Origin of the sequence: Pseudomonas sp. CFBP 8772 (assembly GCF_014841665.1) — a bacterium.
In the GTDB taxonomy this organism is placed as follows: Bacteria; Pseudomonadota; Gammaproteobacteria; order Pseudomonadales; family Pseudomonadaceae; genus Aquipseudomonas; species Aquipseudomonas graminis_B.
Map to the genome: position 1 here is coordinate 241,450 of NZ_JACYUI010000005.1, position 17,309 is coordinate 258,758.

Below are 17,309 nucleotides of genomic sequence, written 5' to 3' on the forward strand. Positions count from 1 at the left end.
ATGTCGGCGACTCAAAATTACGGCACTGGCCGTCGCAAGACCGCAACCGCTCGCGTTTTCCTGCGTCCGGGTACCGGTAACATCTCCATCAACAACCGTTCCCTGGACTCGTTCTTCGGTCGCGAAACTGCCCGCATGGTAGTTCGTCAGCCGCTGGAACTGACTCAGACTGTCGAGAAATTCGACATCTACGTCACTGTCATCGGCGGTGGTGTGAGTGGTCAAGCTGGCGCAATCCGCCACGGTATCACCCGCGCTCTGATGCAATACGACGAAACCCTGCGCGGCGCTCTGCGCAAAGCAGGCTTCGTCACTCGCGATGCTCGCGAAGTTGAACGTAAGAAAGTCGGTCTGCGTAAAGCGCGTAAGCGTCCGCAGTACTCGAAGCGTTAATTCGCTTCCGTTCAAAAAGAACGCTCAGTTTCTATACGAAGCTGGGCGTTTTTTTATGGCTGTCTTTTATGGCTGTCGTTTATTGATTTCGAGGGCCTGATCAAGGAGATCTCGGATGCTGACGGGAGAGGGCGCAATGGGCAATGACGGTGTAAACACGGCCCGGCGTCGCTTCCTCGTGACAGCCACGTCTGTGGTAGGCGCAGTTGGAGCGGTCGGCGCCGCCGTGCCATTTGTGGGTTCATGGTTCCCCAGTGCCAAAGCCAGGGCGGCGGGAGCGCCTGTCAAAGTCAACATCAGCAAGATCGAGCCGGGCCAGCAGATGATCGCTCAATGGCGCGGTCAGCCGGTGTTCATTGTCCGTCGCACGCCCGAGATCCTGTACAGTCTGAGCAAGCTTATCGGCGAGCTGTCCGACCCTGATTCACAGGATTCCATCCAGCCTGCCTATGTCGATCCGGTTGTCCGTTCAATCCGGCCTGACATCCTGCTGTTGATCGGCATCTGTACCCATCTCGGCTGCTCGCCTACGTTTCGGCCCGAAGTCGCCCCGGTCGACCTGGGCAAAGATTGGGTCGGCGGATATTTCTGCCCTTGTCACGGCTCCAGGTACGACCTTGCCGGACGCGTCTACAAGGCGCAGCCTGCACCGCTGAATCTGCCAGTGCCCCCGCATTCCTACGAGTCGGACTCAATCATCGTCATTGGTGTGGATCAGGAGAAAGCGTGATGAGCAGGCTCATGGACTGGATCAATGCGCGCTTTCCCGCGACTTCGATGTGGGAGAACCACCTCAGCAAGTATTACGTACCCAAGAACCTCAACTTCTTCTATTTCTTCGGCTCGCTGGCGTTGCTGGTGCTGGTCAACCAGATCCTCACGGGCATCTGGCTGACGATGAGTTACACGCCCACGGCTGAGGGGGCCTTCGCCTCGATCGAGTACATCATGCGTGACGTCGCATACGGCTCAATCCTGCGACTGCTGCACTCGACTGGCGCATCGGCGTTCTTCATCGTCATCTACCTGCACATGTTTCGCGGGCTGCTGTACGGCTCGTATCAGAAGCCGCGGGAGTTGGTCTGGGTTTTCGGCATGCTGATTTATCTGGCGCTGATGGCGGAAGCGTTTACCGGCTACCTGCTGCCGTGGGGGCAGATGTCATACTGGGGCGCTCAGGTGATCATTTCGCTGTTCGGCGCGATTCCCCTCATCGGGGGCGACCTCGCTGAGTGGATTCGTGGCGATTACCTCGTTTCAGGCATCACACTCAATCGCTTCTTCGCGCTGCACGTCGTGGCCTTGCCGATCGTGATCGTCGGGCTTGTGGTGCTGCATATTCTGGCGCTGCGTGAAGTGGGCTCGAACAACCCCGATGGCATCGACATCAAAAAGTACAAGGACGAGAACGGCAACCCCCTGGACGGCATTCCTTTCCACCCGTACTACACGGTCAAGGATCTGCTCGGCGTCGTGGTGTTTTTGTTGATCTTCTGCTCGGTGGTATTTTTCTTCCCGGAGATGGGCGGCTACTTTCTCGAGAAGGCCAACTTCGAGCTAGCGAACCCACTCAAGACCCCGGAGCACATTGCGCCGGTCTGGTACTTCACGCCGTTCTACGCCATCTTGCGCGCCATCCCGGACAAGCTCCTCGGCGTCATGGCCATGGGCGCAGCCATCGCCTTGCTGTTCGTGCTGCCGTGGCTTGACCGCAGTCCGGTCAAATCGATGCGCTACAAGGGCTGGCTGAGCCGCCTCTGGCTGCTGCTGTTTTGCGCGTCCTTCGGGACGCTCGGGGTGCTGGGCGTTCTGCCGCCGAGCCCCGGGCGGGCAGTGCTGTCGCAGGCCTGCACCTTCCTGTATTTCGCGTACTTCATCCTGATGCCGTTCTACACGCGGATGGAGCGGACGAAGCCGGTGCCGGACAGGGTGACCGGTTGATGAAAACGCTGTGCCTGGTCTTGCTCATTGCCCTGTTGCCGGCGTTGTCGTTTGCCGGTGAGCATGGCGCGGAACTGGAAAGCGTCGATATCGACGTGTCCGACAAGGGGGCCCTGCAGGATGGCGCGCAGACGTTCGTCAATTACTGCATGGGTTGCCACAGCGCCAGTTTCCAGCGCTATGAACGCGTCGCGGACGATTTGGGCATTTCCCACGAGCTGATGCTGGAAAAGCTGGCGCCTGCCGGAGCGAAGATCGGCGATCACATGACCATCGGCATGCAGCCGGCGGATGCGAAAACCTGGTTCGGTGCAGCACCGCCCGATCTGACCCTTGTGGCGCGGGTACGCGGAACTGACTGGCTCTACGGCTACCTGCGATCATTCTACGAGGACCCGACGCGGCCCTGGGGCGTGAACAACAGCGTTCTCCCCGACGTGGCCATGCCCAACGTGCTGGAAGGGCTTCAGGGGCGTCAGAGGCTCGGCTGCCAGCAGGTACCGCGTGGCGAAGGCGACAAAAAAAGCGATGGGCCTGCTGGCTCGCCGTTGACCGATCAAGCCTGCGATCAACTGATGATCATGCCCAACACCGGCACGCTGACCGAAGAACAGTTCAACGTGAAGGTCAAGAACCTCGTGACCTTCCTCGCTTACTCAGCCAACCCAGACAAGCTCCAGCACCAGCGCATCGGCACCTTCGTGCTGCTTTACCTCGCCGTGTTGTTCATCCTGGCCTACCTGCTCAAGCGCGAATTCTGGAAAGACATCCACTGAGCGGACGTCTGATTCGCGGGTCTGCGCCGCTTGCGGCTGAGCTGTTTCAGGTAATGAGGGAAGAGCAGGTATAGTGGCGGGCTGAAGATTGCAGAATCTACCTTGAGTAAATGAGCTATCTTGTCGCCCGCGTTGAACACCCGATCATCGTGGACGTCGCCGAAAGCGCCCTCGCGGCGCATCCGTATTTCTGCTTTTTGAATATCTACAAGCGAGGAGGACCGCCATGGGCGTGACCAATCGGTTGGCCTGTTACTCCGACCCCGCCGACCACTATTCCCATCGCGTGCGCATTGTGCTCGCCGAGAAAGGTGTCAGCGCCGAGATCATTGAAGTTGTCGAGGGCCGTCATCCGCCCAAATTGATCGAGGTGAATCCGTACGGCAGCGTGCCAACCCTGGTCGATCGCGACCTGGCGTTGTACGAGTCGACGGTGGTGATGGAATACCTGGACGAACGTTATCCCCATCCGCCGCTGCTCCCGGTCTATCCGGTGGCGCGTGCCAACAGCCGCTTGCTGATCCACCGGATTCAGCGCGACTGGTGCGGTCTGGTGGATCTGATTCTGGACCCGCGCAGCAAAGAAGCTGCACGTGTTCAGGCGCGCAAGGAACTGCGCGAAAGTCTGACCGGCGTGTCGCCGTTGTTCGCGGACAAGCCTTTTTTCCTGAGCGACGAGCAAAGTCTGGTCGACTGCTGTCTATTGCCCATACTCTGGCGCCTGCCGATTCTGGGTATCGAATTGCCGCGGCCCGCCAAGCCGCTGCTTGACTATATGGAGCGCCAATTTGCGCGTGAGGCATTTCAGGCAAGTCTGTCTGGTGCCGAACGCGACATGCGCTAAGGCCTTAGGAGCCGTTTGATGAACTCCAGTCGCCCTTATCTGATCCGCGCGCTGTATGAGTGGATCGTGGATAACGATTGCACACCGCACGTACTCGTCAACGCCGAGTATCCAGCGGTGCAAGTCCCGCAAGGCTTTGCCAATGACGGGCAGATCGTCCTGAACATTTCACCGAGCGCCGTGCGCCATCTGCACATGGACAACGACGCGGTGAGTTTTGAAGGCCGTTTCGGCGGCGTTCCCCACAGCCTGTACGTGCCGATTGCCGCCATCATGGGCATTTACGCCCGCGAAAACGGCCAGGGCATGGTCTTCGACCTGGAGCCTGCTGTGGACGAAGACGAAGATCTGGATGTCGAAGACGACATGCCGCCACCGAACGACGAGCCGCCACGCCCTACGGGCCGGCCGAGTCTGAAAGTGGTCAAGTAAGTTGCGCCTGCAGTAACGAAAAAGGCGATCCCGAGGGATCGCCTTTTTTTGTAAGTGCTGATTGGCGCTTGCCACACCGTCAGTCGATGTACTCAAACAGCTTCACGATCTTCTGTACGCCGCCGACGCCTTGCACCAGGTTGGTGGCGCGGGTGGCTTCTGCCTGGGTCAGCAGGCCCAGCAGGTAGACGATGCCGTTTTCAGTCACGACCTTGATGCGCGAGCCAGGGATGGCGCTGTCGGTGAGCATTTCGGTTTTGATCTTGCTGGTCAGCCAGGCGTCATTGCTGCGCGCCAGCATTGAGGACGGGCCGGTGACCTGTAGCTCGTTGTTGACCTTCTTGACCTTCTGCACCTGGCTGGCGGTTTGCTCGGCCAGTTGCTTGAGGTCGGCGCGCGGTGTCTGGCCGGCCAGCAGGACGATGCCGTTGAAGCTGGTCACGACGATGTGCGAGGCGTTGTCCAGATCAGGGTTGGCCTTGGCGATGTTCACCGAGACCTTGGTCTCGATCAGCGAGTCGTCGATCTTGCTGCCGAAGGTGCGTGTACCGCGATCGTCATCGATCGGCGCTTCACGGCTGGCGTTGATCACCGAGCTGCATCCGCTGATGCCCAGGCAGAGCGTCAGGGCCAGCAGGCTAAGACGTTTGGATATCATTCTTCACTCCCGAACAGTTGGCTGTCGATCAAGTCGCAAAGGCAGTGGATCGCCAGCAGGTGGACTTCCTGAATACGTGCGGTGACTTTTGCCGGGACGCGGATTTCAACGTCCTCCGGCAACAGCAGCGACGCGACGTCGCCGCCATCGCGACCGGTCAAGGCTACGACAATCATTTCACGATCATGTGCGGCCTGGATGGCCTGAATAATGTTCGCCGAATTGCCGCTGGTGGAAATCGCCAGCAGCACATCGCCCGGCTGACCCAGCGCACGAATCTGTTTGGAGAAGATTTCGTTGTAGCTGTAGTCGTTGGCAATCGAGGTGATGGTGGAGGTGTCGGTGGTCAGCGCGATAGCGGGCAGGCTCGGTCGCTCGCGCTCGAAACGGTTGAGCAGCTCCGAGGAAAAGTGCTGAGCATCACCCGCCGAACCGCCGTTGCCGCAGGCGAGCATCTTGCCCTCGTTGAGCAGGGCGTTGACCATCACTTGGCTGGCTTGCTCGATGTGGGGGGCAACCACATCCATCGCCTGTTGCTTGGTGTCGATGCTGGCCTGAAAAAGCTGGCGGATTCGGGATTGCATGTCCATCTATGAAAACCTTAATAGGGGCGGCTGGTCGGGGCGGCATCCGATAAGTCATCGGCGTCCCGGCACAAAACTGTGCAGCCCGCAAAGCAAAGAGCAAAAAGAGCCAGTGTGGTTCGTTGGGTGGTAAGGGATAAAGCGCAATACCAGAAGCTTCCCGGCTAAAGCCGGTCCTACAAAGCTAAAGCCGGTCCTACAAAGCTAAAGCCGGTCCTACGAAAGGGAAGGCGGCCGATCTTACGCTGCAATCCGACGGAATCATCGCGTTTTCAGCAATCGAAAGCGTTCGTCAGCCAGTTAAGCGGAGGCGACGTGCCGGGGTCGCCATTGATCGCGACAACGTCAAAGCGACACGGCGAATCGGCCCAGCGCACCTCGCTTTGCAGAAAGGATTGAGCCGCCAGCTTGAGCTTTTCCTGCTTGCGAAAATCGACGCTTTCCAGTGCGCCACCCCAACCGGCGTGGCGACGATACCGAACTTCGACGAATACTACTGTATCGCCGTCGAGCATGACCAGATCAAGCTCGCCGCGTTTGCATGACCAGTTGCGGGTAATCAGCTGCAATCCATGCTGTTGCAGGTGACGCAGGGCGTAGGCTTCGGCCTCGCGCCCTGCTGTTTGACGGGTGGTGCCTGAGGTCAAGGCGCGGTGTCCGGCAGGCGCTGGACCTTGCCGTCTACGAACTCTGCCCACGGCAGCTGGCGCTCGATGCGCTGGCCCTGACCGATCGCCAGGCTGCCGGACAGGCCATCGATGCGGCTGTCAGGAAGGGTTTTCAGCTGAGTCAGTCGTGGCGCCAAACGATACGCGTCGATGCCCATGGCGTAGAGACGGCCAAGGCTGCCGGAGGCTTGTGGCCATTGAGCGGTCACTTGCTGGCGCAGCGGGTCGTTAGCGTTCAGCAACCACGGGGTTTCGCAGAAGCGCACGCCGTTCAGGTCGTTGTACATCGCCGGGTCGCCGCTGTTGGTGAACAGGTGCGAAGTGGCGTAGACCGGAACATCACCAGCGTACTGGAAGACCATGGTCGGCTTGATCTGCTGCGCCTGTTGAGGCGTCGCGGCGAGGAACATGAAGTCTACGTCCTGGCGACGGGAGGGCTGGGCAGCCATCTGCGTGCCAGTGGCGCTTTGGACGCGCTGGGCACGGCCTTCGCTGCTGCGCAGCTGGAACAGATCGGCAACCTGTTGAGCGAGTGCGACCGGCTGATCAATGCGTTCAGCACCCAACAGGGTGCCGCCCTTGGCTTGCCAGCTTTGACGGAAGGCCTCCAACACGCGATCACCCCATTCGCCCTTGGGCACCATGGCCACCGCACTGCGCTTTCCATCGGCCCAGGCGCGGCGCGCCACTTCACGAGCTTCGTCTTCAGCCGCCAGACCGAACTGGTACAGCTCGGCAGGGCCCTGGGTACCGGAATCGCTGTAGTTCAGCGCCAGCGTGGTGATCGGCAATTGAGGGCGAGCGCTCAGCTGTTTAACCAGTGGCTTCTCCAGCGGACCGACCACCAGTTGCACGCCGGCCGCTTTGGCTTGTGCGTAGAAGGCGTCCATCGACGTCACGCGGGAACTGTCGAACACTTCGATCGCAGGTGGCTTCTCGCCGGCCTGTTGAGCTTGATAGTTCGCGGCCATGAAGCCGTCACGCAGCGCGCGGGATACCGAAGCGAGCGGACCGTCTTGCGGCAGCAGCAACGCAATTTTGGTCAACGGCTGGCTCTTCAGGTCACGCAATTGCGCGAGGGCAGTCGGCAACTGACGTGCCGCCGGGTGCTGAGGGTTCTGCGCTTTCCAGTTGTCGATGGCCGCCTGTTGCTGCTCCAGCGTGCCGGCACCTTTGACCGCGCGGGCCAGGCTCAGCCAGCCGCCCATGTCATCGTTGGCCGAGCTTTGCAGCTGCTCGGGTGGCAGCGCGGCAACCAGCGTCCAGATGGCGTCGTTGTTCGCGTTCAGTGCGTCGCCTTGCAGCAGCGGGCCCATGAACACGCGCTCACTCGCGGCGGCGAGGGTCTGACCATCTGCCTCAAAAGCCCGGGCGCGAACGGTGTGAGCGCGGGTTTGCAGGTCAACCGGCATTTCGCCCAGATGCTGCATGCTCGGGTGGTTGAGGGCGGTCAGCGCGGCTTTCGGCTGGCTGCGACCCAGTGCCAGTTCGGCAGACAGAGTGTTGGCGTAGATTTGTTTGTCGGTTTTGAGCTGGTCCATCTGCACCTGCTCAAGGATGCTCGCGGCGCGGCTCGGGTTGTTCTGGCGCGCTGCCAGATCGGCCGCCGTCAGTTTCAGCAACGCTGCCTGATCCGGCGACTTCGCCGCAGCGGCTTGTTCGAGCAGTTGTTCGATGCTGGCATCGGGGGAGCGAGGCAATTCGCCAAGGCTGGAGGAGGGCGAACCGGCACAGGCAGCCAGAAGGGCAGCCAGGCAGAGGGCAGAGAACAGCCGCAGGCAAGCGATCATGTGTATGTTCCTGATACTCGAGCAAATTAGCGTGGAAGTGTACCCAAGCACTGGCCGGGGCGCGACGTTGAAGGCGTTAAAGCGGCGATATGGGTCGTCTCCGGGCGTGTCAGCCAAGCTGAAACGTCTTTCGCGGGGTCGCTGCCCTGATGCTGGCACTCGAACTGCGTTTTCAGGTCTCACGGGGTGCGGCGTCCTGTTTTGTGCGCCGCAGCCTGTACAATGCAGGCTTTTACACAACATGAGGTGTGCGCTTTGACTGCTCCGGGTGTTTCGAATTCCACTACAGGCGCGCTTTATGTGGTGGCCACGCCGATCGGCAACCTGGATGACATGAGCGCCCGTGCCTTAAAGGTGCTGCGCGATGTTTCGCTGATTGCCGCAGAAGATACCCGGCACTCGTTACGGCTGATGCAGCACTTTGGCATTCCGACGCCGTTGGCGGCCTGTCATGAGCACAACGAGCGCGAGGAGGGCAGCCGCTTTGTTACGCGTCTGCTGGCGGGCGATAACGTTGCGTTGATTTCCGATGCCGGCACGCCACTGATTTCCGATCCTGGCTACCATCTGGTGCGTCAGGCCCGGGCAGCCGGTATTCAAGTGATCCCGGTCCCGGGCGCCTGCGCCTTGATCGCGGCGTTGTCTGCGGCAGGGTTGCCGTCAGACCGCTTTATCTTCGAAGGCTTCTTGCCCGCCAAGTCCGTGGGTCGCAAAGCGCGGCTGGAACTCGTCAAAGAAGAACCGCGCACGCTGATCTTCTATGAAGCGCCCCATCGCATTCTCGAATGCCTTCAGGACATGGAGGAAATCTTCGGTCCGGACCGTCCCGCCTTGCTCGGGCGAGAGTTGACGAAAACGTTCGAAACCCTCAAAGGACTGCCGCTGTCCGAACTGCGTGCCTTCGTTGAGGGCGACAGTAATCAGCAACGGGGCGAGTGCGTTGTGCTGGTGGCAGGTTGGAGCGAACCCGAAGGCGAGGATGTGATTGGCGCCGAAGCGCGGCGGGTGCTGGATCTGCTACTGGCGGAAATGCCGCTCAAGCGTGCAGCTGCGCTGGCAGCAGAGATCACCGGCGTACGCAAAAACCTGCTTTATCAGGTGGCGCTGGATAAACAGAAAAGCGTGTGACGGGATGTCGCGGGCAGCGCTGCAAATGGCGCGAGAGCCGATTAAAGCTTGTTCTTGAGCCGTCCTCCCATTAACCTTGGCGGCGGAGAGTCGATTGGACAGTCGCTGCCTTTCATTGTTCTGCAATGAAGGGGGGAGGAAAGTCCGGGCTCCATAGGGCGGAGTGCCAGGTAACGCCTGGGGGGCGCGAGCCTACGGAAAGTGCCACAGAAAATAACCGCCTAAGCACTTCGGTGCCGGTAAGGGTGAAAAGGTGCGGTAAGAGCGCACCGCACGGCTGGCAACAGTTCGTGGCTAGGTAAACCCCACTCGGAGCAAGACCAAATAGGGTTCCAAGGCGTGGCCCGCGCTGGAACCGGGTAGGTTGCTAAAGATGTCCAGTGATGGCCATCGTAGAGGAATGACTGTCCTCGACAGAACCCGGCTTACAGATCGACTCTCCACCTCCTTTTCTCCCCCTCGTTTGTACGATTTATCCCCTCCGGTAATACCAAAAAAATCTTAAACCTCACAAATCACTTTAACTTCGAACGCCATCCGTTTGTTCGTCCTAGGAAATATCCGTAGGACCGATCCGAAATCCGCCACATCTCCTTCGTAAGTGCTCCTAAATATCCGTCCTATAAGGGTTTTCCTCGTGAAGTCGCCTTGACGGTGTGGTGGGCGCATTCCTATAGTGTGCGCGAGTGGCGGAAAGTGGCGTGAAGTGGGTTTTTTAGGCTCGAAAAGATAATATTTGGAGATCGCGCCGTGTTCCGTGGTGCAAACGCAATCAATCTCGACGCAAAGGGCCGTCTCGCTATGCCGAGCCGGTACCGTGACGAGTTGGATTCGCGTAGCGCAGGGCAACTGATCGTCACCATCGATACCGTCGACCCGTGCTTGTGCATCTATCCGCTTCCCGAGTGGGAGCTGATCGAGGCCAAGCTGCGTGAGCTCGCCACCTTCCGTGAAGAAAACCGTCGTCTGCAGCGGCTGTTGATCGGGAACGCGGTGGATCTGGAGCTGGACGGCAGCGGGCGTTTCCTGGTGCCTCCACGTTTGCGTGAATACGCCAAGCTCGATAAGCGAGTGATGCTGGTAGGCCAGCTCAACAAGTTTCAACTGTGGGATGAGGACGCCTGGAACGCACTTGCTGATGCGGACCTTGCGGCCATTCAAAAACCGGGCGCTATGCCTGATGAACTGCGTGATTTGATTCTGTGACTACGAATAGCGGCTTTACCCACATCACCGTACTGCTCGAAGAAGCCGTCGAGGCTCTCGCGGTGCGCGCCGATGGCTGCTATCTGGATGGCACCTTTGGGCGCGGCGGACATAGCCGCCTCATATTGCAGAACCTGGGGCCGGAGGGGCGGCTTCTCGGATTCGATAAAGATCCCCAGGCGATTGCCACCGGGCAAACGCTGGCGGCCGAAGACGGCCGCTTTGTCATTGTGCAGCGCAGCTTTGCCGAGCTGGGCGCCGAAGCTCAAGCACGCGGGTTGGCGGGCAAGGTCAGCGGCATCCTTCTGGATCTCGGTGTGTCGTCGCCACAACTGGACGACCCTGAGCGCGGCTTCAGCTTCATGAACGATGGCCCCCTCGACATGCGCATGGACCCGTCCCGCGGCGTCAGCGCAGCCGAGTTCGTCAATACGGCGCCCGCCGAAGAAATCGCCCGCGTTTTCAAAGAATACGGCGAAGAACGTTTTTCCCGCCGCATGGCAGGTGCCGTCGTGGCCCGTCGCGAGACGCAACCGTTCGAGCGCACTGGCGATCTGGCCGAAGTGCTGAAAGTCGCCAACCCGGCGTGGGAAAAGGGCAAGAACCCTGCGACCCGTGCGTTCCAGGGCCTGCGCATCCACGTCAACAACGAACTGGGCGATCTGGAAGCAGGGCTTGATGCTGCGCTGGAAGCCCTTGAAGTGGGCGGCCGTCTGGTGGTTATCAGCTTCCACTCGCTGGAAGACCGCATCGTCAAATTGTTCATGCGCAAGCTGGTCAAGGGCGAAGCCGACAACCTGCCGCGCAACCTGCCGATCCGTCATCAGGCGTTCGAGCCACGTATCAAGCTGGTCGGCAAGGCGCAGTTCGCGTCCGACGATGAAACCCGCGCCAATCCGCGTTCGCGCAGCGCCGTCATGCGCATCGCGGAGAAACTCCGATGAGCCGCGGTTTCTTCAAGCCCCTGCCGGGCGGCAGCTTCTTCATGCTGATGCTGTTTATCGCTGTGCTGGTGTCGGCCATCGGTGTGGCGTACAGCGCGCACTGGAACCGTCAGCTGCTCAACTCCCTGTACGGTGAACTCAGCGTGCGCGACAAGGCGCAGGCCGAGTGGGGTCGTCTGATTCTTGAGCAAAGCACCTGGACTGCCCACAGCCGTATCGAGGCCCTGGCCACCGATCAGCTGAAAATGCGCATTCCGAACGCCGCCGATATCCGGATGGTGTCGCCATGATGAAACTCGAAGGGGCGCTTTACCCGTGGCGGTTCCGTGTCGTGGTCGGCCTGCTGTCGGTCATGGTCATCGCGATCTGCTACCGCATCGTCGACCTGCAAGTCATCGACCACCGCTTCCTTATCGAACAGGGTGATGCGCGCAGCCTGCGTACCGTTTCAATTCCTGCCCACCGTGGTTTGATCACTGACCGCAACGGTGAGCCCCTTGCTGTCAGTACGCCGGTCACCACCATTTGGGCCAACCCGTCCGAAATGCAGGCCGACAAGACCAAGTGGGTCCAGCTTGCACAAGCGTTGGGGCAGGATCCCAAGGCGCTGACGGATCGCCTCAATGAGCAGGCGAGCAAAGAATTCATCTATCTGGTCCGTGGCCTGACCCCGGAGCAGGGTCAGTCGGTACTCGATCTGAAAGTCCCGGGTGTTTACGGCAAGGAAGAATTCCGCCGTTTCTACCCGGCGGGCGATGTCACCGCGCACATGGTCGGCTTTACCGACCTCGATGATCACGGCCGTGAAGGCGTAGAGCTGGCCTATGAAGACTGGCTGGCGGGTGTCCCCGGCAAGCGGCAGGTCATCAAGGACCGGCGCGGGAGGATGATCAAAGACCTGCAAGTGAAGAAAAACGCCAAGGCCGGCAAGACCTTGGCTTTGTCTATTGATCTGCGCCTGCAATACCTGGCAACCCGCGAGCTGCGTAACGCCATTCAGGAAAACGACGCCAAGGCCGGCAGCCTGGTGATCATGGACGTGAAAACCGGCGAAGTACTGGCGATGGTCAATCAGCCGACCTACAACCCGAACAACCGTCGCACCATGGTGCCCGCTGCGATGCGTAACCGCGCGATCATCGACGTGTTCGAGCCCGGTTCGACCATGAAGCCGATCTCCATGACTGCTGCGCTGGAAAGCGGCCGCTGGAAACCGAGCGACAAGGTCGAGGTGTATCCGGGTACGTTGCAGATCGGTAAGTACACCATCCGTGACGTGACCAAAACCGAAGGCCCGATCCTCGACCTGACCGGTATTCTGATCAACTCCAGTAACGTCGGCATGAGCAAGGTGGCGTTCGACGTCGGTGGCGAAGCGATTTTCCATGCCATGCAGCGCGTGGGCCTGGGCCAATACACCGGCCTCGGCTTCCCGGGCGAGCGCGTCGGCAACTTGCCGAACTACCGCGAGTGGCGCAAGGCTGAAACCGCAACGCTTTCGTACGGTTATGGCCTTTCGGTGACGGCGCTGCAGTTGGTGCACGCCTACGCGGCACTGGCCAACAACGGCAAGATTGTGCCGCTGACCATTCTCAAAACTGATAATCCAGCCGAGTCGGTTCAGGCCATTCCGGAAGCGACGGCCAAGACCGTGCAGGGCATGTTGCAGCAAGTGATCGAAGACCCGCGCGGCGTTTACCGTGCGCGCGTTCCGTCGTATCACGTGGCAGGCAAGTCCGGTACCGCGCGGAAGACGTCCGTGGGCACCAAGGGTTACGCCGAAAACTCCTACCGTTCGCTGTTCGCCGGCTTCGGCCCGATGAGCAACCCGCGTTACGCGGTCGTTGTGGTCATCGATGAGCCGAGCAAGGGCGGTTACTTCGGCGGTCTGGTTTCCGCGCCTGTATTCAGCAAGGTGATGTCGGGCACGTTGCGCTTGATGAACGTGCGTCCGGACAACCTCGCGCCGGTTCCGCCTGAGCAACAAGCTAACGCTGTGCCCGCTGTCGCTCCAGTCAAGGGAGGGCGTGGCTGATGTCTTTGAATTTGAGCAAACTGTTTGCCCAGTGCAACCGCGATCTGCTGATTCGCGAACTGACCCTGGACAGCCGCAAAGTGCGTCCGGGCGATCTTTTTCTGGCGATTCCGGGCCTCAAGGTCGACGGCCGTGAGCACATCACCGACGCCATTGCACACGGCGCGGCGGCCATCGCTTATGAAGCCGAAGGCGCCAAGGTGCTGCCGATCACCGACATCCCGATGATGCCGGTCAAGGGTCTGGCGGCACAGTTGTCCGACCTCGCCGGGCGCTTTTATGGCGACCCGAGCCGCAACCTGAACCTGATCGGCGTGACCGGCACCAACGGCAAAACCAGCGTGACTCAGTTGGTGGCGCAGGCGCTGGATACCCTCGGGCAGCACTGCGGCATCATCGGCACGCTGGGCACCGGCTTCTATAGCGAGCTGAAAAGCGGCATTCACACCACGCCGGATCCGATCTCCGTGCAATCGACCCTCTATGACCTGAAAAGGGCCGGGGCCAAAGCGGTTGCCATGGAAGTCTCGTCCCATGGGCTGGATCAGGGCCGGGTGACCGCGCTGGCGTTCGACGTGGCGGTGATGACCAATCTGTCCCGTGACCATCTCGATTACCACGGCACCATGGAAGCCTACGCGGCCGCCAAGGCCAAGCTGTTCGCCTGGAATGACCTGCGTTGCCGTGTGGTCAATCTCGACGACGCCTTTGGGCGCGAGCTTGCGGCTGCGCCCCATGCGTCGCGTCTGATCACTTACAGCCAGGAAGACAGCAGCGCTTATCTGTTCTGCCGCGATGCGCATTTCGATGACGACGGCGTACGCGCGACCTTGCTGACGCCCCAGGGCAGTCATGTCTTGCGCAGCAGCTTGCTGGGCCGTTTCAACCTGAGCAATGTGCTGGCCGCAGTCGGCGCGTTGATGGGTCTCGATTATCCGCTGGACGACATCTTGAAGGTGCTGCCAACGCTGGAAGGCCCTGCCGGCCGGATGCAGCGTCTGGGCGGTGGCTCGCGTCCACTGTTGGTGGTCGATTACGCCCACACCCCTGATGCGCTGGAAAAAGTGCTTGCCGCTTTGCGCCCCCACGCAAAAGGTCAACTGACCTGCCTGTTCGGCTGCGGCGGCGATCGCGATCGTGGCAAGCGTCCGCTGATGGCCGAAGTGGTCGAGCGTCTGGCCGACAAAGTGCTGGTCACCGACGACAACCCGCGCAGCGAAGACCCGGCCCATATTTTCGATGACATCCGTGCCGGGTTCGTCTCGGCGAAAGCAGTCGATTTCGTTGCCGGGCGCGGTCAGGCCATCGCGCAGATCATCGCCCAGGCGTCCGCTGCCGATGTGATCGTGCTGGCCGGCAAGGGCCACGAGGATTACCAGGAAATCAACGGACAGCGTCAGCCGTTTTCCGATCTGGAAGAAGCCACCAAAGCGCTCGACGCCTGGGAGGCCGCACATGCTTAAGCCGCTCTCGTTCAGCGAATTGCTCGTGCCGCTCGACGCGCGTCGTGTGGGCCATGATTGCAGTTTCTCCGGTATCAGCATCGACAGCCGCGGGATCACGCCCGGCCAGTTGTTCGTGGCGCTGACCGGCCCGCGGTTTGACGGTCACGACTACCTTGATCAAGTCGCCGCCAAAGGCGCAGTCGGCGCATTGGTTGAGCGCGAGATCCCGGGCAGTTCGTTGCCGCAGTTGATCGTCACCGACACCCGCAAAGCCCTGGCGCAACTGGGCGCGCTGAACCGCAATGCGTTTATGGACAAGCCGGTCGCTGCGATCACCGGTTCCAGCGGCAAGACCACTGTGAAAGAAATGCTCGCGAGCATTCTGCGCACGCGCGGTCCTGTGCTTGCGACGCGCGGCAATCTGAACAACGAATTGGGCGTCCCGTTGACGCTGCTTGAGCTGGCGCCGGAATTCGATGCCGCTGTGATTGAACTGGGCGCGTCCCGCGTGGGCGAGATCGCTTTCACCGTCAGCCTGACCAAGCCCCACGTCTGTGTCCTGACCAACGCCGGGACTGCCCACGTGGGCGAGTTCGGCGGTCCGGAAAAGATCGTCGAAGCCAAGGGCGAGATCATCGAAGGCCTGGACGCTCGCGGTATCGCGGTATTGAACCTCGACGACAAGGCATTCGATCTCTGGGTGGCCCGCGCCGGCGCACGCAACGTCTTGAGCTTCGCGCTCAAAAACAGCCGCGCTGATTTCTACGCCAGCGACCTGGGCATTGATGCCCGTGGTTGCCCGGCGTTCACGCTGAACACCCCGAACGGTGCCGCGCCGGTGCAATTGAATCTGCTGGGCACGCACAACGTGGCCAACGCATTGGCCGCCGCTGCTGCCGCCCATGCGCTGGGCGTTTCGCTCGCGGGCATCGTGGCCGGGCTCAACGACGTGCAGCCGGTCAAGGGTCGCACTGTGGCGCAACTTGCGCCGAACGGCATGCGCGTCATTGATGACACCTACAACGCCAACCCCACGTCCGTGGCGGCCGCGACCGACATTCTCACCGGGTTCCCGGGCCGCAAGGTGCTGGTGCTGGGCGATATCGGCGAGCTGGGCGCCTGGGCGGAGCAGGGCCATCGCCACGTCGGCGCATACGCAGTCGGCAAGGTCGACGCGCTGTATGCCGTCGGTCCGTTGATGGCCCATGCGGTCAAGGCTTTCGGGCAGGATGCCCGCCATTTTGAAACTCAGGCCGAGCTGATCGAAGCGCTCGGCGCCGAGCACGATAAAAACACCACCATTTTGATTAAAGGTTCACGCAGCGCTGCGATGGAAAACGTCGTGGCGGCCTTATGCGGAACACGCCTGGAGAAACATTAATGCTGCTGCTGCTGGCCGAGTATCTGCAACAGTTCTACAAAGGCTTTGCGGTCTTTCAGTACCTGACCCTGCGCGGGATCCTTGGCGTGCTCACTGCATTGTCACTTTCCCTGTGCCTGGGCCCGTGGATGATCCGCGCCCTGCAGAGCAAGCAGATCGGTCAATCCGTGCGCAACGACGGACCCCAATCGCACCTCTCCAAGTCCGGCACGCCGACCATGGGTGGCGCGCTGATTCTGTCTGCAATCGGCATCGCGACTTTGTTGTGGGCCGACCTGAGCAACCGCTACGTGTGGGTCGTGCTGATCGTCACTTTGCTGTTTGGCGCCATCGGCTGGGTCGACGACTACCGCAAGGTGATCGAAAAGAACTCGCGCGGTCTTCCGAGCCGCTGGAAATACTTCTGGCAGTCGGTGTTCGGCCTGGGCGCGGCGATCTTCCTTTATATGACGGCGCAATCGCCTGTTGAAACCACGCTGCTGATTCCGATGCTCAAAGACTTCAGCATCCCGCTGGGCATCGGCTTCGTCGTGCTGACCTACTTCGTGATCGTCGGCTCCAGCAACGCCGTGAACCTGACCGATGGCCTGGACGGCCTGGCGATCATGCCAACCGTGATGGTCGGCGGCGCGCTGGGGATCTTCTGCTACCTGTCGGGTAACGTGAAGTTCGCGGAATACCTGCTGATCCCTTATGTGCCGGGCGCGGGCGAGCTGATTGTGTTCTGTGGCGCGCTGATCGGTGCGGGCCTGGGCTTCCTCTGGTTCAACACCTATCCGGCTCAAGTGTTCATGGGCGACGTCGGTGCACTGGCATTGGGCGCGGCACTGGGCACCATCGCGGTGATCGTCCGTCAGGAAATCGTCCTGTTCATCATGGGCGGCGTCTTCGTAATGGAGACCCTGTCAGTCGTCATTCAGGTCGCATCGTTTAAATTGACCGGCCGCCGCGTTTTCCGCATGGCGCCCATCCATCACCACTTTGAACTCAAGGGCTGGCCCGAGCCGCGCGTGATCGTCCGTTTCTGGATCATCACCGTGATTCTGGTGTTGGTCGGCCTTGCCACGTTGAAACTGAGGTAGAA

The 17,309-nt window shown here is 60.6% G+C and carries 18 protein-coding genes and 1 other RNA gene; 15 read left to right on the forward strand and 4 right to left on the reverse strand.

All coding sequences use genetic code 11. The features are described 5' to 3' along the window. From rpsI to IFT99_RS13120, 6 genes are all read left to right on the forward strand, one after another. Complete coding sequence (rpsI, locus tag IFT99_RS13095) at positions 1 to 393, forward strand: 30S ribosomal protein S9 (RefSeq protein ID WP_065992123.1); 393 nt, start codon at positions 1 to 3, stop codon at positions 391 to 393. Positions 394 to 529: 136 nt separating this feature from the next. Then, a complete protein-coding gene (petA, locus tag IFT99_RS13100) occupies positions 530 to 1,123 on the forward strand; it encodes a ubiquinol-cytochrome c reductase iron-sulfur subunit (RefSeq protein WP_192132735.1) in 594 nt (197 codons plus the stop codon). Further along, positions 1,123 to 2,334, forward strand: coding sequence for a cytochrome b (locus tag IFT99_RS13105; protein ID WP_192132737.1), 1,212 nt, complete (start codon positions 1,123 to 1,125; stop codon positions 2,332 to 2,334). The genes petA and IFT99_RS13105 overlap by 1 nt, the downstream gene beginning before the upstream one ends. Further along, on the forward strand, positions 2,334 to 3,110 hold the full coding sequence (locus IFT99_RS13110) for a cytochrome c1 (RefSeq protein WP_192132739.1): 777 nt from the start codon (positions 2,334 to 2,336) through the stop codon (positions 3,108 to 3,110). Before IFT99_RS13105 ends, IFT99_RS13110 begins: the two co-directional genes overlap by 1 nt. Before the next feature lie 226 nt (positions 3,111 to 3,336). Continuing rightward, complete coding sequence (locus IFT99_RS13115; RefSeq protein WP_065992129.1) at positions 3,337 to 3,954, forward strand: glutathione S-transferase N-terminal domain-containing protein; 618 nt, start codon at positions 3,337 to 3,339, stop codon at positions 3,952 to 3,954. Between the two features lie 18 nt (positions 3,955 to 3,972). Next, positions 3,973 to 4,386 carry a ClpXP protease specificity-enhancing factor gene (locus IFT99_RS13120; RefSeq protein WP_065992131.1) on the forward strand — a complete coding sequence of 138 codons (414 nt, stop codon included), beginning with the start codon at positions 3,973 to 3,975 and terminating at the stop codon, positions 4,384 to 4,386. Between the two features lie 79 nt (positions 4,387 to 4,465). Here IFT99_RS13120 and IFT99_RS13125 read toward each other — a convergent pair whose 3' ends face one another. The 4 genes from IFT99_RS13125 to IFT99_RS13140 form a co-directional block, all read right to left on the reverse strand. Beyond that, positions 4,466 to 5,044, reverse strand: coding sequence for a BON domain-containing protein (locus IFT99_RS13125; RefSeq protein WP_065992133.1), 579 nt, complete (start codon positions 5,042 to 5,044; stop codon positions 4,466 to 4,468). After that, complete coding sequence (locus IFT99_RS13130; protein ID WP_065992135.1) at positions 5,041 to 5,634, reverse strand: phosphoheptose isomerase; 594 nt, start codon at positions 5,632 to 5,634, stop codon at positions 5,041 to 5,043. The genes IFT99_RS13125 and IFT99_RS13130 overlap by 4 nt, the downstream gene beginning before the upstream one ends. Before the next feature lie 266 nt (positions 5,635 to 5,900). Then, positions 5,901 to 6,275, reverse strand: coding sequence for a YraN family protein (locus tag IFT99_RS13135; RefSeq protein WP_192132741.1), 375 nt, complete (start codon positions 6,273 to 6,275; stop codon positions 5,901 to 5,903). Beyond that, the gene (locus IFT99_RS13140) at positions 6,272 to 8,086 is read right to left on the reverse strand and encodes a penicillin-binding protein activator (RefSeq protein WP_192132743.1); all 1,815 of its coding nucleotides are present in this window, start codon (positions 8,084 to 8,086) and stop codon (positions 6,272 to 6,274) included. Before IFT99_RS13140 ends, IFT99_RS13135 begins: the two co-directional genes overlap by 4 nt. A 222-nt stretch (positions 8,087 to 8,308) precedes the next feature. Between IFT99_RS13140 and rsmI the strand changes: the two genes are divergently transcribed. The 9 genes from rsmI to mraY all read left to right on the forward strand — a co-directional run bounded on the left by rsmI (position 8,309) and on the right by mraY (position 17,307). Continuing rightward, positions 8,309 to 9,214 carry a 16S rRNA (cytidine(1402)-2'-O)-methyltransferase gene (gene rsmI / locus IFT99_RS13145; protein ID WP_192132745.1) on the forward strand — a complete coding sequence of 302 codons (906 nt, stop codon included), beginning with the start codon at positions 8,309 to 8,311 and terminating at the stop codon, positions 9,212 to 9,214. Between the two features lie 86 nt (positions 9,215 to 9,300). Continuing rightward, positions 9,301 to 9,658: RNase P RNA component class A (rnpB, locus tag IFT99_RS13150), an RNA gene on the forward strand. A 306-nt stretch (positions 9,659 to 9,964) separates the two neighbouring features. Then, positions 9,965 to 10,420 carry a division/cell wall cluster transcriptional repressor MraZ gene (gene mraZ, locus IFT99_RS13155; protein WP_037017349.1) on the forward strand — a complete coding sequence of 152 codons (456 nt, stop codon included), beginning with the start codon at positions 9,965 to 9,967 and terminating at the stop codon, positions 10,418 to 10,420. After that, positions 10,417 to 11,364 (forward strand): 16S rRNA (cytosine(1402)-N(4))-methyltransferase RsmH, encoded by a 948-nt coding sequence (gene rsmH, locus IFT99_RS13160; protein ID WP_192132747.1) that lies wholly within the window; start codon positions 10,417 to 10,419, stop codon positions 11,362 to 11,364. The genes mraZ and rsmH overlap by 4 nt, the downstream gene beginning before the upstream one ends. Then, positions 11,361 to 11,654 carry a cell division protein FtsL gene (ftsL, locus tag IFT99_RS13165; RefSeq protein ID WP_037014701.1) on the forward strand — a complete coding sequence of 98 codons (294 nt, stop codon included), beginning with the start codon at positions 11,361 to 11,363 and terminating at the stop codon, positions 11,652 to 11,654. The genes rsmH and ftsL overlap by 4 nt, the downstream gene beginning before the upstream one ends. Next, positions 11,654 to 13,399 (forward strand): peptidoglycan D,D-transpeptidase FtsI family protein, encoded by a 1,746-nt coding sequence (locus IFT99_RS13170; RefSeq protein WP_197985980.1) that lies wholly within the window; start codon positions 11,654 to 11,656, stop codon positions 13,397 to 13,399. The genes ftsL and IFT99_RS13170 overlap by 1 nt, the downstream gene beginning before the upstream one ends. Continuing rightward, positions 13,399 to 14,862, forward strand: a complete 1,464-nt coding sequence (locus IFT99_RS13175) for a UDP-N-acetylmuramoyl-L-alanyl-D-glutamate--2,6-diaminopimelate ligase (protein WP_192132749.1) — start codon at positions 13,399 to 13,401, stop codon at positions 14,860 to 14,862. The genes IFT99_RS13170 and IFT99_RS13175 overlap by 1 nt, the downstream gene beginning before the upstream one ends. After that, positions 14,855 to 16,225 (forward strand): UDP-N-acetylmuramoyl-tripeptide--D-alanyl-D-alanine ligase, encoded by a 1,371-nt coding sequence (locus IFT99_RS13180; protein WP_192132751.1) that lies wholly within the window; start codon positions 14,855 to 14,857, stop codon positions 16,223 to 16,225. The genes IFT99_RS13175 and IFT99_RS13180 overlap by 8 nt, the downstream gene beginning before the upstream one ends. Next, positions 16,225 to 17,307: a phospho-N-acetylmuramoyl-pentapeptide-transferase gene (gene mraY, locus IFT99_RS13185; RefSeq protein ID WP_037014691.1), complete on the forward strand. Its 1,083-nt coding sequence runs from the start codon at positions 16,225 to 16,227 to the stop codon at positions 17,305 to 17,307. Before IFT99_RS13180 ends, mraY begins: the two co-directional genes overlap by 1 nt. The last annotated feature ends 2 nt before the right edge of the window (positions 17,308 to 17,309 follow it).

Excerpts from the sequence above, each read along its gene's own strand:
- IFT99_RS13180 (WP_192132751.1), top strand. The coding sequence starts at position 14,855 with ATGCTTAAGCCGCTCTCGTTCAGCGAATTGCTCGTGCCGCTCGACGCG.
- IFT99_RS13130 (WP_065992135.1), bottom strand. The coding sequence starts at position 5,634 with ATGGACATGCAATCCCGAATCCGCCAGCTTTTTCAGGCCAGCATCGAC.
- ftsL (WP_037014701.1), top strand. The coding sequence starts at position 11,361 with ATGAGCCGCGGTTTCTTCAAGCCCCTGCCGGGCGGCAGCTTCTTCATG.
- IFT99_RS13105 (WP_192132737.1), top strand. The coding sequence starts at position 1,123 with ATGAGCAGGCTCATGGACTGGATCAATGCGCGCTTTCCCGCGACTTCG.
- mraY (WP_037014691.1), top strand. The coding sequence starts at position 16,225 with ATGCTGCTGCTGCTGGCCGAGTATCTGCAACAGTTCTACAAAGGCTTT.
- IFT99_RS13110 (WP_192132739.1), top strand. The coding sequence starts at position 2,334 with ATGAAAACGCTGTGCCTGGTCTTGCTCATTGCCCTGTTGCCGGCGTTG.
- IFT99_RS13115 (WP_065992129.1), top strand. The coding sequence starts at position 3,337 with ATGGGCGTGACCAATCGGTTGGCCTGTTACTCCGACCCCGCCGACCAC.
- IFT99_RS13140 (WP_192132743.1), bottom strand. The coding sequence starts at position 8,086 with ATGATCGCTTGCCTGCGGCTGTTCTCTGCCCTCTGCCTGGCTGCCCTT.
- IFT99_RS13120 (WP_065992131.1), top strand. The coding sequence starts at position 3,973 with ATGAACTCCAGTCGCCCTTATCTGATCCGCGCGCTGTATGAGTGGATC.
- petA (WP_192132735.1), top strand. The coding sequence starts at position 530 with ATGGGCAATGACGGTGTAAACACGGCCCGGCGTCGCTTCCTCGTGACA.
- IFT99_RS13170 (WP_197985980.1), top strand. The coding sequence starts at position 11,654 with ATGAAACTCGAAGGGGCGCTTTACCCGTGGCGGTTCCGTGTCGTGGTC.
- rpsI (WP_065992123.1), top strand. The coding sequence starts at position 1 with ATGTCGGCGACTCAAAATTACGGCACTGGCCGTCGCAAGACCGCAACC.
- rsmI (WP_192132745.1), top strand. The coding sequence starts at position 8,309 with ATGCAGGCTTTTACACAACATGAGGTGTGCGCTTTGACTGCTCCGGGT.
- IFT99_RS13175 (WP_192132749.1), top strand. The coding sequence starts at position 13,399 with ATGTCTTTGAATTTGAGCAAACTGTTTGCCCAGTGCAACCGCGATCTG.
- IFT99_RS13125 (WP_065992133.1), bottom strand. The coding sequence starts at position 5,044 with ATGATATCCAAACGTCTTAGCCTGCTGGCCCTGACGCTCTGCCTGGGC.